Source organism: Amycolatopsis sp. NPDC051071, assembly GCF_040682875.1.
Lineage (GTDB): Bacteria > Actinomycetota > Actinomycetes > Mycobacteriales > Pseudonocardiaceae > Amycolatopsis.
Window position 1 is genome coordinate 1 of sequence record NZ_JBFBBY010000060.1, and the last position, 14,380, is coordinate 14,380.

The window sequence follows — 14,380 nt, forward strand, 5'->3', positions numbered from 1 at the left end:
GAGGCACAATGAGCGAGCACGACGAAGACGGCTACTCCGGCGAAGCGGTCCTCGTGATCGACGGGGCGGAGATCGCCCTTCACGCGCGACCGCCGCTGTGCCTGCTGGTGCACTTGAGACCACAGCGGCGATCAGCCGCAGCCAAATCCAGTAGGCGCCTAAGACACTCTTGGCTCTAACGACCCAAATCACTCACGATGACCCTGTGCCGTCAGTACCGGTAGTGGTCCAGCTTGTACGGCCCTTCGACGTCCACGCCGATGTACTCGGCCTGGCGCTTGGTCAGCTTCGTCAGCCGCACGCCCAGCGCGTCGAGGTGCAGGCGCGCCACCTTCTCGTCGAGGTGCTTCGGCAACACGTGGACGTCGGTCGAGTACTCGCCCTGCTTCGTGAACAGTTCGATCTGCGCGATCGTCTGGTTGGTGAAGGAGTTCGACATCACGAAGCTCGGGTGGCCGGTGGCGTTCCCGAGGTTCATCAGCCTGCCCTCGGACAGCACGAGGATCGAGTGCGGCTCGCGGTCGGCCGTCGCGGGGAAGACCCACTCGTGTACCTGCGGCTTGATCTCGATCTTCTCGATGCCCGGGATCTTCGCGAGCCCGGCCATGTCGATCTCGTTGTCGAAGTGGCCGACGTTCGCGACGATGGCGTTGTGCTTCATCTTGGCCATCTGGTCGGCCATGATGATGTCGAAGTTGCCGGTCGTGGTGATGAAGATGTCGCCGCGCTCGACGACGTCGTCGAGCTCCACGACGTCGAGGCCCTCCATCGCCGCCTGCAGTGCGCAGATCGGGTCGATCTCGGTGACGACCACGCGGGCACCCTGGCCCCGCAGCGATTCCACCGCGCCCTTGCCGACGTCGCCGTAGCCACAGATGACCGCGACCTTGCCCGCGATCATCACGTCGGTGCCGCGGTTGAGACCGTCGATGAGCGAGTGACGGATGCCGTACTTGTTGTCGAACTTCGACTTCGTCACCGAGTCGTTCACGTTCATCGCCGAGAACAGCAGCTCGCCGTCCTTGGCGAGCTTGTAGAGCCGCTTGACGCCGTTGGTGGTCTCCTCGGTGACCCCGCGGATCTCCTTGGCGATACGGGTGAACCGGCCGGCGTCGCGCGCGATGCTGTCGGTCAGCGTGCGGAGCACGATGGTGTACTCCTCGGGGTCCTCTTCTGTCGCCTGCGGGACGGCGCCGGCGGCCTCGAACTCGACACCCTTGTGGATCAGCATGGTGGCGTCGCCACCGTCGTCGAGGATCATGTTCGGGAGCAGGCCGTCGCCGAAGTCGAAGAGCTGGTCGGTGCACCACCAGTACTCGGCGAGCGTCTCGCCCTTCCACGCGAACACCGCGGAACCCGAGGGCGCGTCGACGGTGCCGTCCCGGCCGACGACGACGGCCGCGGCCGCCTCGTCCTGGGTGGAGAAGATGTTGCAGGACACCCAGCGCACCTCGGCGCCGAGCGCGACGAGCGTCTCGATCAGCACGGCGGTCTGGACGGTCATATGCAGTGACCCGGCGACCCGCGCGCCCTTCAGCGGCTGCGAATCGGCGTACTCGCGGCGCAGCGCCATCAAACCGGGCATCTCGACCTCGGCGAGGCGCAACTGCTTGCGGCCCGCTTCGGCGAGGGAGAGGTCGGCGACGGCGAATTCGATCCCGTTGACCTTGGACAGGGTGGGGCTCACTTGTTCTCCATTCATCGAGGAAGACAGGGTGAAGCGGTCCTTCTCACCGGCGGCGGGAAGAACTTGGTCGGCGCGGGGGTTCAGCGCGCGGCCTCGAAGACGAAGGCCGGAAAAGTGTTGTAACGCAAAAAAGGCACCTCCACAGTGGGAGGCGCCCTTACGTCTGTCATGGCGGGCCGAGCGTGGCGGAAAATTCCGTCGCAGCGCCTCTCGGCCCGGAAACCAGAATGGCAAAGCGCCGCGAGCGCTGTCAAGGCGACGCGGATTCCGCCGCCGTCGAAGAGAATTCCGCGCGGACACCGAGCAGGCGGACCGGTCTGCCGAGGTCGAACATGGCCAGCACGGCCAGCGCCGCCTTCTCGATCTCGGCCGGTTCCGCGGTCGGTGCGGGCAGGGTCACGCTGTGGGTGTGGGTCAGGAACGGCGCGAACCGGACCTTGACCGCGACCCGCGCGGCGGGCCTGCCTTCTTCGGCGACGTCCTGCGATACGCGTTTCGCCAGTGTGACGACTTCGGCGGTCATGGCTTCGAGGTCGGTCAGGTTCTGCTGGAACGTCGTCTCGCGGCTGCGTGAGCGCGCGACGTACGGCGTCGCGGTGACCTCGGCGTCCCCGATTCCCCCGGCGAGGATCCGGTACCACGGGCCGAGCTTCGGGCCGAACCGCCCGGCGAGGTCGGCCGGATCCGCGCCTGCCAGGTCCAGCACGGTGGGATAGCCCGCCTCGGCGAGTTTCTTCGTGGTCTTGGAACCGATACCCCAGAGCGCGTCCGTCGGCTTCTCGGCCATGACGTTCCACCAGTTCTCCTTCACGAGCCGGAAGATCCCGGCCGGTTTGGCGAATCCGGTGGCGAGTTTGGCACGCAGCTTGTTGTCCCCGATGCCGACCGAACACGAAAGGCCGGTCTCTTCGGCCACCGCTCGCCGGACGTCGGCGGCGAGCGCCTCGGGATCGCCCGTGGTGGCGCCGAGGAACGCTTCGTCCCAGCCGAGCACTTCGACGATCACCGGGAACTCCCGCAGCGTCGCCATCACCCGATCGGAGACTTCTTGGTACGCGGGTGCGTCCGTGGCCAGGAAGATCGCGTCGGGACAGCGTTTCGCGGCGGTCCGCAGCGGCATCCCGGAGTGGATGCCGAACTCCCGCGCCTCGTACGACGCCGTCGCCACGACGGCCCGTTCGGCCGGATCGCCGGTCCCGCCGACGACCACGGGTTTACCGCGCAGCTCAGGGTGCCTGGCGACCTCGACCGCCGCGATGAACTGGTCGAGGTCGACGTGGAGCACCCACTCCCGGACGGCCATCCGGAAAGTTTAGGACCGTCGCAGTTCCGCTGCTCGTTCTCCGGAGGTCAGTCGCGCCCGAACCGGGACAGGTGTGCGATCACGGCCGCGGTCACGGTGATCAAACCGATCAGCAGCAAGGCCGGACTGTTCGTCACCATGCCGAGCAGCATCAGCAGGCCTGCCATGAGGTCGAGGCCCAGCAGGACGGCCAGCCGGAGGAGTGACGGTTTCGCGGGCTTGCCAGAGCGAAGCCGCGCGGCCAGTTCGGGTTCGGTCAGCTCGAACCAGCGCTCGATCTTCTCCAGCTCCTGCCGATCGTGATGGCTCAGCATCGGGGTCTCCTTCGGTGCGCACCGCCCGTCGACATCCGGGGAATACCCAGGAAGGAGGGCGGATAAGCATCGAATCTCGCACCAAATTTCGTATAACGACCTATACGTCCCGGCTAGTGGAGCGTCCTTTATGGATCGCCTGATTGCACCATTGGGGCATTCGGCACGCCGAAAGATCGTCAAAGAGGAGGAATGTCGGTAGTTTCTGCGATCACGGCCGTGGTGGCCGCAGGCTGCTCCACCTGGGAGGACTCGGAAGATGACCATACCCACCGAACCGATCGGCAGCATTCCCCGGCCGGCGTACCTCGTCGAAGGGCTCGGCGAGCACGCGGCCGGGCGGCTCGACGCCGACGGGCTCGGCGAGCTCCAGGAAAAAGCACTCGTGGATACGATCAAACGCCTGGAGGAGACCGGATCACCGGTTATCACCGACGGCGAGCAGGGCAAGCCGAGCTTCGCCACCTACCCGTTGGCGGGACTCACCTCGCTCGCGCCGGACGGCGTCGTCATCCCGTTCGCCGACGGGCACACCCGGCAGCTTCCCAGGCTCACCGCCGGACCCTTCAAATATCAGACCTACGCCGACTCCTATCTTCGCGAGGCCAAGAAGCACACGGCCAAACCGGTGAAGCAGGCGGTGATCGCGGCATCGGCGATCGGGCTCGTGTATCCCGGTGAAGAATTGCCGGGCTATTCGAAAGAACGGTTCATCGCCGACTTGATCAACGAGGCGGAAGCTGATATCCGCCGCAGTCTCGACGCGGGTGCGGACAGCGTTCAAATCGACTTCACCGAAGGCAGGTTGTCGCTGAAGCTCGACCCGTCCGGCGGGCTGCTTCAGTCCTTTGTGGACCTGAACAACGCGGTGCTCGACCGGTTCTCCGAGGAGGAGCGCGTGAAGATCGGGGTGCACACCTGCCCCGGTGGTGACCAGGACTCGGTGCACAGCCTCGACGTGGACTACGCCGAACTGTTGCCGACGCTGTTCCAGCTGAAGGTGGGCAACGTCTACGTCCAGCTGGCCAGCGAGCCGGATCCCGAGCGGGCGCTGAAGGTGATCGCCGAGCATTCGCGGCCGGAGCAGCGGATCTTCGTCGGGGTGACCGACCCGATCGACCCGCGCGTCGAAACGGCCGAGGAGGTCCGGGACCGGGTACTGCAGGCGGCGGGGTACATCTCGCCCGACCGGCTGGGAACCTGTGACGACTGCGGGTTCTCGCCGTTCGCCGACGACACCTCGACGTCTCGGGACACCGCGTTCGCCAAGATCGCCGCCCGCGTCGAGGGCACACGCCTCGCCGCCGACTCGCTGCTGTAGCAGGAGGAGCCCTTCGCCGCATGTCACGCGGTGAAGGGCCCTTTCTTCAGCTCTGGACGGCGACGCGGATGCCCAGGCCGACCAGCAGGCTGCCCATCACCGCGTCCATCACGCGCCGCACCCGGCCGGAGCTGAAGAACCGCCGCAGCGAACCGACCAGCGTCGCGAGGACGAAGAACCACACGACGGTCACCGCGGTGGCGAGCACCGCCAGTTGCAAGGTCTGCGCCGTCGACGCCGAATGCGGAAGGAACTGGGGAAGCAGCGCGAGGAAGAACACCGCGACCTTCGGGTTCAGCAGGTTGGTGAGCAGCCCGTGCCGGAACGCCGCCAAGGGCACCACCTCCGGTGCCACCTTCTCCTTGAGTTCGCTGTAGTCACCGCGGCGCACCGCCAGCCACGCCTTGACACCAAGGAAGATCAGGTACGCGGCACCGATCAGTTTCACCACGGTGAACGCGATGGCCGACGCGGTGAGGATCGCCGCGACGCCGAGCGCGATCGCGACCACCCAGACGAAGACACCCAGCGCGATGCCCAGTCCGGCGGCGATCCCGGCTTTGCGCCCGCCGAGCATGGCGCTGCGGGTCACCACCAGGAAATCGGGGCCGGGCGAGATCGCGCCGAGCAGGCAGACCAGAACGAACGAAAGTGCGGTGGCACCGGAAATCATCCGCCGATGCTATGCCTAGTCGATCCCGCGGGCCATGACGGCGTTCAGGATGTCGACGCCGTCGGGCGTCGTCACCATCACCCGTCCGACTTCAGTGAAGCCGAACGACCGGTACAGCGGGACACCGGCCATGGTCGCGGTCAGCGTCAGCGACGTGAATCCCTCGGCTTTCGCGGCGAGACGGCTTGATTCCAGGATCGCGCGGCCAAGCCCGCGCCGCGTCCAGTCACCGCGGACGAACATGGCGCGGACCCGCGCGGGCTCGGTGGCCGGGTCGAGCGGACGTGCGTCGTCCGCCGCCTCGCTGCCGCCGGCGTGCATCTTGTTGCGCCTGCTCCAGCCCCCGCACGCGACGATCTCGCCGTCCGCCTCGTGCACGAAGTAGGTGCCGTCCTCGATCAGCTGGAGATCGATCCGCGCGACGTGCACCGCCGCGCTGGCGGTCTGCCGCTCGTCGTAGAACCGGGGGAACAACTCCAGCACCGAAGCCCGCATCAGCGCCGCGATCGCGGGCGCGTCGGCGAGAGTAGCCGTCCGTTGCGGCGGCATAGGCGTCGTCATACCGCGGAAGATAGCCAACGGCGGCGGCGGGGGATACCGGATAATCGCGTGATGATCACCGAAGACGGCTGCGAACTGTGGACCTCGGCGACCGGCGAAGGCGACCCGATCCTGTGCTGTCACGGCGGTCCAGGTCTGTGGGACATGTTCGGCACGCTCGACCCCGGCCCGCGGTTCCGGCTGATCCGCTGGGACCAGCGGGGCGCCGGCCGGTCGGAACCGCGTGGCCCGTACACACTGGAGCGGATGGTGGCCGACGTCGACGCCGTCCGCGCGCACCACGGGCTCGACCGCGTCCCGGTGCTCGGGCATTCGTGGGGCGCGCATCTCGCGCTGTTGTACGCCCTCGCGTATCCGGAGCGGGTGAGCGCGCTGGTCTATGTTTCGGGAGTCGGGCTCGGACACGACTGGCACGCGGAGTTCAAGCGGAACTTTGAGCGGGCGCTGGGGGACCGGCACGCCCGGTGGGCCGAACTTCGCGAGCTGGACCGTGATGACGATCGTGAACTCGCGGTGCTGCAGTGAACCGCGGACTTCGTGGCGGACGGCGAGCGCCATGCCGAGGCGATGGCGACGCCCTGGTTCCCGATCAGCTACGAGGCGAACGCCGCGCTCGGCGAGGAAATGCGGGCGGTGCCGGAGTCCGAGCTCGTCGAGGCCTGCCGGGCGCTGCGGGTCCCGACGTTGATCGTGGACGGGATGGCGGACAACCGGCCACGCTGGGCGGTCGATTCGCTGGAGGCGGCGCTTCCCGTGGTGACCCGGGTGCGGCTGCCCGGCGCCGCCCATCTGCCGTGGCTGGAGGCGCCGGACGAGTTCCGCGTGGCTTTGCTCGACTTCCTCAGGCCTGGGTGATCGGCTGCTGTAGTTCGGTGACCCACGTGTCGGGCTCGGCCGCGCAGTCGAGGTAGAACTCCCGCGCCGGGCCGCTCGCGCGGTATCCGTGCGCGTCGACCCACTTCGCCAGTGCCTGGTAGCTGGAGAGCACGGTCTCCATCGAGCCGTGGTGCAGGATCGTCGCCGCGGCCGGCACTTCGGCGAGGCTGACCGTCGAGAACCCTTCGATGCCGTCCGTCTCGGCGGCGATCGGGACGGAGGCGTGGATGGACACTCTTTCGCCGTCTTCGGTGTCTTCGTAGTACGCGATCATCGGCCCCGACGGTGTGATCGAGCCGAGTGCTCCGAAGAGCTCCTGGTACAGCCGCTGCACGATCGGGCCGATCTCCTCGTTGATGTATCCGCTCGCTGTTCCGGTCAGTTCGGCGACGCGTACCGCGGGCAGGCTTTTGACGACGACGTCTTCGGAAGGCATGCTTCCCTCGCTTTCGATGGAGCGGAGCCTCGCCTCGATGGCCTTGAGCCGCGTCTCATCGGCCGCGATGGCCGCTTCGAGCTCGGCCCGCCGCAGTCGCAGCATCCCGCGCAACTCGTCCGCGCCGATCTCCGCGTCCAGGATCTCCTGCACCTTGGTGAGCGTGAAGCCGAGATCCTTGAGTGCGATCACCCGGTTGAGCCGGGCCAGCTGGTCGCCGGTGTAGGACCGGTAGCCGCTGTGCGGGTCGACGTGCGCGGGCCGCAGCAACCCGATGGCGTCGTAGTGACGCAGCATCCGGATCGACACCCGGCCGTGTTTGGCGAATTCTCCGATGCTGAACATGACGCCTCCCACCAGACAGCCTGACACGGTGTCACAGTCAAACGGTCAGCGCACGAGCCGGAAGAACGACCTCACCTCATCGGTGAACACCGCGGGCTGTTCGAAGGCCGCGAAGTGGCCGCCCCGGTCCAGTTCGTTCCAGTGGCGGATGTCGCTGAACCTGCGCTCGGCCCCGCGGCGGGACGGGCGCGGGCTCTCGCGCGGGAAGATCCCGGCAGGTGGCCACGACCACCGTCGGCACTTTCCGCGGGGTCGGTTGCAACCTGACCCCGCACGTCCAAAACCGCTGACCCCTCGCTGGTATACCGCCCGTTGACCGATGGCAGGTCAGCGGGCTATTCTCGATATACGAAAGAAAATTTCCGCATAGCGAAATTGCTGAGGTTTCGATGGTTGATCTTCCCGGTTCGCGTCATGCGCTGCCGTATGTGCTGAACCTGTCGATGGTCTTCGCCGAGTCGCCGCTGCTCGAACGCGCGAGTGCGGCGCGGGCGGCAGGTTTCACCGCGGCCGAGTACTGGTGGCCGTTCGAGACGGCGGTACCGGACGCCGCCGACGTCGACGCGTTCGTGGCGTCGGTCGAGAAGGCGGGTGTCGCGGTGACCGGCCTCAACTTCTTCCCCGGCGACATGGCGGCCGGCGATCGCGGCCTGGTCACCTGGCCAGGGCGCGAGCACGAGTTCGCCGCGGGTATCGCCTCCGCGATCGAGCTCGGCGAGCGGCTCGGCTGCCGCCGGTTCAACGCGCTTTACGGCAACCGGATCGACGGCGTGGACCCGGCCGGGCAGGACAAGCTCGGGCTGGAGAATCTGGCGCTCGCCTCGGACGCCGCGGCACAAATCGGCGCGGAGATCGTCTTGGAACCGTTGTCCGGAGCGGAGAAGTACCCGCTCAAGACCGCGGCCGACGTGCTCAAGGTGCTTGACGAACTCGGGCGCGACAACGTGAAGCTGCTGGCCGACCTGTACCACCTGGCGGTCAACGGTGACGACCTCGACACGGTCACGACTGTCCACACCGGACGGATCGGCCATGTGCAGATCGCCGACGCCCCAGGGCGGCACCAGCCGGGGACCGGAACGCTGGACATCGAGGGATATCTGGAAAAGCTGCAGACGGCGGGTTACCGCGGGCAGATCGGGGTGGAGTACAAACCCGACGGGCCGAGCGCGGAATCGCTGTCGTGGCTGCCTTTCGAACGAAGGGGACTGGCATGATAAAGCTGGGATTCGTCGGCCTGGGGATCATGGGCGGGCCGATGGCGGGACATCTCGTCGCCGCGGGGCACGAGGTGAGTGGCTTCGACACGAACGCCGACGCTCTCGAGCGGCTGGAAGCGGCGGGTGGCCGGGCGGCCTCCGGGGTGACGGACGCCGTCGACGGCGCGGCAGTCGTCATCACCATGCTGCCGAACCATCCGCAGGTCGAGGCCGTCGTGCTGGCGCCGGGCGGGGTGCTGGAATCGGCGAAGCCGGGAACCTTGCTCATCGACATGAGCACGATCCGGCCGGAGACGTCCATCGAGGTGGCCGAACGGGCAGGCGACCGGGGAATCCGGGTGCTGGACGCACCCGTCTCCGGCGGGCAGGCAGGCGCGCAACAAGGCTCACTGTCCATTATGGTCGGTGGGGAGGACGCGGATTTCGCCGCCGCGCTCCCGATCCTGGAAGCCGTCGGCAAGACGATCGTCCACGTGGGACCGCACGGTGCCGGCCAGGTCGTCAAGGCGGCGAACCAGCTGGTCGTCGGCGGGACCTACGGGCTGATCGCCGAAGCCATCGTGCTGCTGGAAGCGTCCGGAGTGGACGCCGGGGTCGGGCTGGACGTGCTCGCGGGCGGGCTCGCCGGCAGCCGGATCCTCGAACTCAAGCGGAAGTCCATGGTGGCACGGGAATTCGCACCCGGCTTCCGGATCGACCTGCACCACAAGGATATGGGCATCGCGCTCGCCGCCGCCAGGCAGGCCGAAGTCGCGCTGCCGATCACCGGGCTGGTCGCCCAGCTCATCGCCGCCGGACGGGCGATGGGACACGGCTCGCTCGATCACTCCGCCCTGCTGAAAGTCGTCGAAGCGCTGTCCGGCGCGGAAAGCAAGGAGTGAGGAATGCCCAGAATCCCCGCCATGCGGGCCGTCGTCGACGTCCTGGTCAGTGAGGGCGTCGACACCGCGTTCGGCTGTCCCGGCGCTGCGATCCTCCCGCTGTACCACGCGATGCAGGGCAGCGGCATCGAGCATCTGATCGTGCGCCACGAAGAGGGCGCGACCCATATGGCCGACGGCTGGGCGAGGACGACCGGCAACGTCGGTGTCGCGATCGGCACGTCCGGGCCCGCCGGGACGAATATGATCACCGGGCTCTACACCGCGCAGGCCGATTCGATCCCGATCATCTGCATCACCGGGCAGGCCGACTCGCGGAAGCTGCACACCGAGGCGTTCCAGGCCGTCGACATCGTCGAGATCGCCAAGCCGGTGACGAAATGGGCGGTGCAGGTCAAGGAAGCCGCGCAGCTGCCATGGGTGTTCCGGGAGGCGTTCCGCATCGCGCGGTCCGGCCGTCCCGGTCCGGTGCTGATCGACCTGCCGATCGACGTCCAGCGGCAGGACATCGAGTGGGACTCCAGTATCGACTCTCCGCTGCCGGTCACCACGGTGACGCCGTCGACGGCGCGGGTCGAGCGGGCGCTCGACCTGCTGCTGGCCGCCGAACGCCCGCTTATCCTCGCGGGCGGCGGCGTCGTGCTCGGCGGCGCGAGCGACCGGCTGCGGACAGCGGCCGAACTGCTCGGCGTCCCGGTCGGCGTGACGTTGATGGGCAAGGGGACCTTCCCCGAAGACCACGAACTGTTCGCCGGGATGGCCGGGATCCAGACCTCGCAGCGGTGGGCGAACGCGGCCTTCCTCGAAGCGGATCTGGTGCTCGCGCTCGGTGCGCGGTTCGGCGACCGGCACACCGGTGACCTGGACGTCTACCGCGGCAGCCGGAAGTTCATCCACGTCGACATCGAACCGACGCAGCTGGGCAAGGTGTTCGGGCCGGATCTCGGCATCGTGTCCGACACGGGTGCTTTCCTGGACGCGCTGATCGAAGCGGCGTCAAAGCGTTCGGTGACGCCGGATCCCGGGTGGTCGCGCCGCATCGGCGAGCTGAAGGAGAGCCTGCCGCGGCGGGAGGACTTCGAGGACACACCGATCAAGGCACCGCGGGTGTTCAAGGAGATCAACGAGTTCTACGGCGAGGACGCCTACTTCGTCACCGCGATCGGGCTGTACCAGATCTGGTCCGGGCAGTTCCAGCGCGCACACAAGCCACGTCATTACCAGGTGTGCGGCCAGGCAGGCCCGCTCGGCTGGGAGATCCCGGCCGCGATCGGCGTCAAGAAGGCCAAACCGGAGGCCGAAGTCGTCGGCGTCGTCGGGGACTACTCCTTCCAGTTCCTGGTGGAGGAACTGGCGGTGGCCGCGCAGTACGACGTCGGATTCGTGCTCATCATGCTCAACAACGAGTACCTCGGGCTCATCCGCCAGGCCGAGACCGGCTACGAGATGAACTTCGAGGTCGACATCCACTACGACAAGAACGGCACGGACAACGTCAAGGTCATGGAGGCCTACGGCTGCTCCGGCACCCGCGTGACCGAGCCCGGTGAGATCCGGACGTCGCTCGAATGGGCGCGCAAGGAGGCCGAGCGCACCTCACGGCCGGTGCTCGTGGAGATCATGATCGAACGGGAGGCGAACGCCGCGATGGGCAAGGCGCTCGACAGCGTCGTCGAGTTCGAGCCCGTCGCGGGCTGAACGACGGTGTCCCGGTGGCCCCCCTGCGGCTGCCGGGACACCGTCGTCATGCGATCAGGCCTTGGACTGGTCGTTGCTGAGCCACTTCTCCGGCCGCACCCGCACCAGCACGGAGTTGTCGCTCAGGGAACCGTCGACGTACTGCGTGCCCTTCTCCTCCGGCAGATAGCGGTGCGCGATCTTCAGCGCCTGCTCCCGCGTCGGCGGCTTGTCGTTGGCGACGACCGGACCCTCGGCCGTCACGTACTTGTACGGGATGGTCTCCGTCTGCGCGGCCAGGCTCAGCCTGCCGGCCTTCTTGATCGCCTTGTCCTTGACCGAACCGCGGTCCATCCAGATCAGGAGCTCGCCACCGGGCTCGTAGTCGTACCAGACCGGTACGGCCAGCGGGGCCCGTCCTTCCCGCTCCACGGCCAGGACCCCGATGTGGACCTCGCTCAGGAAGGCTTCCCGTTCCTCGGCGGTCATGACGAAAGACGACATCCGTGCCTCGCTTCTCTCGGCTGAATGAACTACGAGAAGCGGTAACGCGGAGAGTGTTCAGGACATTCCGGGCAGGCTGTCGTATGCAGGCAACACCCGGCACACCTCGGCCCCGGAACTAGGGCCGGACGCAAGTAGAGGACTACTGAGGGGAAGTCAACCATGGCGGCACGGCACTCGCGTGCTTGAAGCCGTAACTCGCGTGCTTGAAGCGGGAACTCGCGTGCTTAAAGACGTAACTCGCGTGCTCAGACCCCGCACACCTGAGTTCGGCGTCCAGCACGTGAGATCCGTCTTTAAGCACGCGAGTTACGTGTTCAAGCACGCGAGTTACGTGTTCAAGCACGCGAGTTACGCGCTCAAGCACGCGAGTTGCGTGTTCAAGCACGCGAGTTACGCCTTCGCTCTGGCCGCCGACCCCGCGAACAGGTCGGTCACAGTGAGCCCGGGCGTCACGCCGCCTTTGACTTACCCCTCAATAGTTGCGGTGGTTACGGAGTGGGCGAAGTCGAGCTGGTCGGAGTCGCCTCGCCGCTGTTCCCCGCCGGGGTGGACGAAGGCGGCGGAGTAGTCGTGGTGCTCGAAGGGGGCGGCGTCGAGGAGGGCGGAGTGCTCGAAGGCGGTGTCGACGACGGCGGCGTCGAGGAAGGCGGCGTGCTGCTCGGCTTCGTCGACGAAGGCGGGACGATGCTGCTCGGCGACGGGAACGACGTGCCGGGCAACGGGGTCGGCGGTGTGGTCGTCACCGGAGGGGGAGTGCCGTCGGGCAGGGTCGGCACCGGGACCTTGCCGCCGGGTGCGCCGGCGGCGACGTCCGGGGAGTCGGGGGCGCCGACCGGGACCTGGCTGTCGGGCAGTGTCGCGACACCGCCGCGGTAGGAGACCGCCCACCGGATCACGGTGTCCACATAGGACAGCGAGTGGTTGTAGCGGTAGACGGCCACGCGCTGGGTCTGCTCGGAGCCGAGGTCGACGCCGCCGGAGCACAGATAACGTCCCGAGCCCAGAGTCGCGTCGTAGATGTTGTTGGGGTTCGACTCGCCGTCGCCGTTGCCGTCGGAGGCGTAGCCCTTCCACGTCGACGGGATGAACTGCGTCGGCCCGACGGCGCGATCCCATACCGTGTCACCGTCGAATTTGCCGCCGTCGGTGTCGGAGATCGCGGCGAATGGCCCGGCGCCGTTGAGCACCGGGCCGAGGATCGGCTCCAACGTGTTGCCCTTGGCGTCGACGTAACCACCACGCGCGTGGTTCGACTCGATCCGCCCGATGCTCGCGATCAGTGCCCAGTCGATGTGGCAGCCCGGTAGTTCCTTCGCGAGGATGTCGGCCGCGTTGCGGTACGCCTTCATCATGCTGGCGGGGATGCCGAGCGCGCCCGACGGCGCGAACGAGCCGCCGACGTTGCCGCCGGGGACGGTCAGCGGGTCCGGGTTGGGCGGTTCGGGGAGGCTGCCGTCGACGGCGATCTCCGGGACCGTGCCCGCGGGAGGCTGCCACTGCGCGGCCTGGTTCTGCGGCGCGGTGGTGTCCTTCGCCGCGGCGATCGGGGTGTCGGGACCCGCCGACGCGGTGACCGCGGGCAGGACGGCGAGCGCGCCACCGGCGAGCGCGAAGGCCGTCCGGTGCCGGGCGGACAGCCTGTCCGTCTGTCGAGGGCGGTGCTTCGGCATGTTCTCTCCCGCTAGGTCGACTCCGGGCAAAACTATCCGATACAACGGAATTTCGGGGAAGGCGCAACGAAAAACCTGCGAAGCCGCCGGGATTTCGTCCACCCGGCACAAGACCTTCGTAGTGAACTTGTCAATTTCACACTGAGTTCACCGAAGCGCCAGCAGAATCGTCCGCCGCTGCCGAGGACGTGGCCTGTACTGCGTGCAAAGAAGTCTTTGCACAATCTCCTTTGCACGGCTATCTTGGTGCCATGACCGGTCCGCCGCCACCCGAAGAGATCGCCGATCCCGCCGTGTTGAAGGCGGTGATGCATCCGTTGCGCAGGCGGATCATGGAAGCACTGGGCCGAGGGCCCGCCACGGCGACGAAGCTGGCCAAGGAACTGGGGGAGAGTTCGGGCGCGACCAGCTACCACCTGCGTGAACTGGCGAAGTACTCCTTCGTCGAGGAGGCGCCGGAACTCGCGCACGGCAAGGAGCGCTGGTGGCGTGCCAGGGCACGGGACATCCGGTGGCCCCGGCACAGCGAGCAGAGCGACGAGATGCGCGCGGTGTTCGACGAAGCGCAGCGCGCCGCTTTCACCGAGGACCTCGAACAGATGGCGCGCTTCGTCGAACGTCGCGGTGAACTGGGGGAATGGGGTGACGCGCTGGTGTTCTCGCGTGGCGCGGTGCACGTGAACATGGCGGAGCTGAAGCAGTTCTGGGAGGAGTACCTGGACCTGCTGCGCCGCTATTGGCGGCCGGAACCCGGCCCGGACGCGCGGAAGGTCTTCGTGCGCTGGACGGCGTTCCCGGATCCGGATGGGGAGGGCGAAAGGGGGAACTGAACGGAAAACCCGGTGGGAGAGCGGCCACTCGACCACCGGATCGCGTCACCACGCCGGACGGCGTGTCTTCACGAACGAC

At 67.4% G+C, this 14,380-nt stretch carries 15 protein-coding genes and 1 pseudogene; 7 read left to right on the top strand and 9 right to left on the bottom strand.

Going from position 1 to position 14,380, the window contains the following annotated elements:
• Window positions 1-211: 211 nt before the first annotated feature.
• The 3 genes from ahcY to AB0M65_RS20350 form a co-directional block, all read right to left on the bottom strand.
• Window positions 212-1,687 (bottom strand): adenosylhomocysteinase, encoded by a 1,476-nt coding sequence (gene ahcY, locus AB0M65_RS20340; RefSeq protein ID WP_364029432.1) that lies wholly within the window; start codon window positions 1,685-1,687, stop codon window positions 212-214.
• Between the two features lie 250 nt (window positions 1,688-1,937).
• Window positions 1,938-2,990, bottom strand: coding sequence for a DNA polymerase IV (locus AB0M65_RS20345; protein ID WP_364029434.1), 1,053 nt, complete (start codon window positions 2,988-2,990; stop codon window positions 1,938-1,940).
• Window positions 2,991-3,037: 47 nt separating this feature from the next.
• Window positions 3,038-3,304, bottom strand: coding sequence for a DUF3040 domain-containing protein (locus AB0M65_RS20350; protein ID WP_364029436.1), 267 nt, complete (start codon window positions 3,302-3,304; stop codon window positions 3,038-3,040).
• Window positions 3,305-3,563: 259 nt separating this feature from the next.
• Between AB0M65_RS20350 and AB0M65_RS20355 the strand changes: the two genes are divergently transcribed.
• Complete coding sequence (locus tag AB0M65_RS20355; RefSeq protein WP_364029438.1) at window positions 3,564-4,625, top strand: cobalamin-independent methionine synthase II family protein; 1,062 nt, start codon at window positions 3,564-3,566, stop codon at window positions 4,623-4,625.
• Between the two features lie 46 nt (window positions 4,626-4,671).
• Here the strand turns inward: AB0M65_RS20355 and AB0M65_RS20360 are convergent, their stop codons facing one another.
• Together AB0M65_RS20360 and AB0M65_RS20365 are read right to left on the bottom strand one after the other, a co-directional pair.
• Complete coding sequence (locus AB0M65_RS20360) at window positions 4,672-5,298, bottom strand: LysE family translocator (RefSeq protein ID WP_364029440.1); 627 nt, start codon at window positions 5,296-5,298, stop codon at window positions 4,672-4,674.
• 15 nt (window positions 5,299-5,313) lie between these two features.
• Window positions 5,314-5,859 carry a GNAT family N-acetyltransferase gene (locus AB0M65_RS20365; RefSeq protein WP_364029442.1) on the bottom strand — a complete coding sequence of 182 codons (546 nt, stop codon included), beginning with the start codon at window positions 5,857-5,859 and terminating at the stop codon, window positions 5,314-5,316.
• Between the two features lie 51 nt (window positions 5,860-5,910).
• Here AB0M65_RS20365 and AB0M65_RS20370 point away from each other — a divergent pair, with 51 nt between their 5' ends.
• Window positions 5,911-6,384 carry an alpha/beta fold hydrolase gene (locus AB0M65_RS20370; RefSeq protein ID WP_364029444.1) on the top strand — a complete coding sequence of 158 codons (474 nt, stop codon included), beginning with the start codon at window positions 5,911-5,913 and terminating at the stop codon, window positions 6,382-6,384.
• A 12-nt stretch (window positions 6,385-6,396) separates the two neighbouring features.
• Window positions 6,397-6,714 carry an alpha/beta hydrolase gene (locus AB0M65_RS20375; protein ID WP_364029446.1) on the top strand — a complete coding sequence of 106 codons (318 nt, stop codon included), beginning with the start codon at window positions 6,397-6,399 and terminating at the stop codon, window positions 6,712-6,714.
• Here AB0M65_RS20375 and AB0M65_RS20380 read toward each other — a convergent pair.
• Window positions 6,701-7,516 (bottom strand): MerR family transcriptional regulator, encoded by an 816-nt coding sequence (locus AB0M65_RS20380; RefSeq protein ID WP_364029448.1) that lies wholly within the window; start codon window positions 7,514-7,516, stop codon window positions 6,701-6,703. The genes AB0M65_RS20375 and AB0M65_RS20380 overlap by 14 nt on opposite strands.
• A 45-nt stretch (window positions 7,517-7,561) precedes the next feature.
• A pseudogene (locus AB0M65_RS20385) lies at window positions 7,562-7,726 on the bottom strand (epoxide hydrolase); the annotation flags it as partial.
• Between the two features lie 179 nt (window positions 7,727-7,905).
• Between AB0M65_RS20385 and AB0M65_RS20390 the strand changes: the two are divergent.
• From AB0M65_RS20390 to gcl, 3 genes are read left to right on the top strand one after another with little or no spacing between them, the layout of a single operon-like run.
• On the top strand, window positions 7,906-8,733 hold the full coding sequence (locus AB0M65_RS20390) for a TIM barrel protein (RefSeq protein WP_364029450.1): 828 nt from the start codon (window positions 7,906-7,908) through the stop codon (window positions 8,731-8,733).
• On the top strand, window positions 8,730-9,617 hold the full coding sequence (locus AB0M65_RS20395; protein ID WP_364029452.1) for a 2-hydroxy-3-oxopropionate reductase: 888 nt from the start codon (window positions 8,730-8,732) through the stop codon (window positions 9,615-9,617). Before AB0M65_RS20390 ends, AB0M65_RS20395 begins: the two co-directional genes overlap by 4 nt.
• 3 nt (window positions 9,618-9,620) lie before the next feature.
• Window positions 9,621-11,315 carry a glyoxylate carboligase gene (gene gcl / locus AB0M65_RS20400; RefSeq protein WP_364029454.1) on the top strand — a complete coding sequence of 565 codons (1,695 nt, stop codon included), beginning with the start codon at window positions 9,621-9,623 and terminating at the stop codon, window positions 11,313-11,315.
• 54 nt (window positions 11,316-11,369) lie between these two features.
• Here the strand turns inward: gcl and AB0M65_RS20405 are convergent, their stop codons facing one another.
• Together AB0M65_RS20405 and AB0M65_RS20410 are read right to left on the bottom strand one after the other, a co-directional pair.
• Window positions 11,370-11,798, bottom strand: coding sequence for a pyridoxamine 5'-phosphate oxidase family protein (locus AB0M65_RS20405; RefSeq protein ID WP_364029456.1), 429 nt, complete (start codon window positions 11,796-11,798; stop codon window positions 11,370-11,372).
• 491 nt (window positions 11,799-12,289) lie between these two features.
• Window positions 12,290-13,471, bottom strand: a complete 1,182-nt coding sequence (locus tag AB0M65_RS20410) for a lytic murein transglycosylase (protein ID WP_364029458.1) — start codon at window positions 13,469-13,471, stop codon at window positions 12,290-12,292.
• Window positions 13,472-13,722: 251 nt separating this feature from the next.
• Here AB0M65_RS20410 and AB0M65_RS20415 point away from each other — a divergent pair, with 251 nt between their 5' ends.
• Window positions 13,723-14,301, top strand: coding sequence for a helix-turn-helix domain-containing protein (locus tag AB0M65_RS20415; protein WP_364029460.1), 579 nt, complete (start codon window positions 13,723-13,725; stop codon window positions 14,299-14,301).
• The last annotated feature ends 79 nt before the right edge of the window (window positions 14,302-14,380 follow it).

Coding starts and splice junctions, on each gene's coding strand:
- AB0M65_RS20345 (WP_364029434.1), bottom strand. CDS start 2,990: ATGGCCGTCCGGGAGTGGGTGCTCCACGTCGACCTCGACCAGTTCATC.
- AB0M65_RS20415 (WP_364029460.1), top strand. CDS start 13,723: ATGACCGGTCCGCCGCCACCCGAAGAGATCGCCGATCCCGCCGTGTTG.
- AB0M65_RS20350 (WP_364029436.1), bottom strand. CDS start 3,304: ATGCTGAGCCATCACGATCGGCAGGAGCTGGAGAAGATCGAGCGCTGG.
- AB0M65_RS20405 (WP_364029456.1), bottom strand. CDS start 11,798: ATGTCGTCTTTCGTCATGACCGCCGAGGAACGGGAAGCCTTCCTGAGC.
- AB0M65_RS20390 (WP_364029450.1), top strand. CDS start 7,906: ATGGTTGATCTTCCCGGTTCGCGTCATGCGCTGCCGTATGTGCTGAAC.
- AB0M65_RS20365 (WP_364029442.1), bottom strand. CDS start 5,859: ATGACGACGCCTATGCCGCCGCAACGGACGGCTACTCTCGCCGACGCG.
- AB0M65_RS20355 (WP_364029438.1), top strand. CDS start 3,564: ATGACCATACCCACCGAACCGATCGGCAGCATTCCCCGGCCGGCGTAC.
- AB0M65_RS20360 (WP_364029440.1), bottom strand. CDS start 5,298: ATGATTTCCGGTGCCACCGCACTTTCGTTCGTTCTGGTCTGCCTGCTC.
- AB0M65_RS20370 (WP_364029444.1), top strand. CDS start 5,911: ATGATCACCGAAGACGGCTGCGAACTGTGGACCTCGGCGACCGGCGAA.
- gcl (WP_364029454.1), top strand. CDS start 9,621: ATGCCCAGAATCCCCGCCATGCGGGCCGTCGTCGACGTCCTGGTCAGT.
- AB0M65_RS20380 (WP_364029448.1), bottom strand. CDS start 7,516: ATGTTCAGCATCGGAGAATTCGCCAAACACGGCCGGGTGTCGATCCGG.
- AB0M65_RS20410 (WP_364029458.1), bottom strand. CDS start 13,471: ATGCCGAAGCACCGCCCTCGACAGACGGACAGGCTGTCCGCCCGGCAC.
- AB0M65_RS20395 (WP_364029452.1), top strand. CDS start 8,730: ATGATAAAGCTGGGATTCGTCGGCCTGGGGATCATGGGCGGGCCGATG.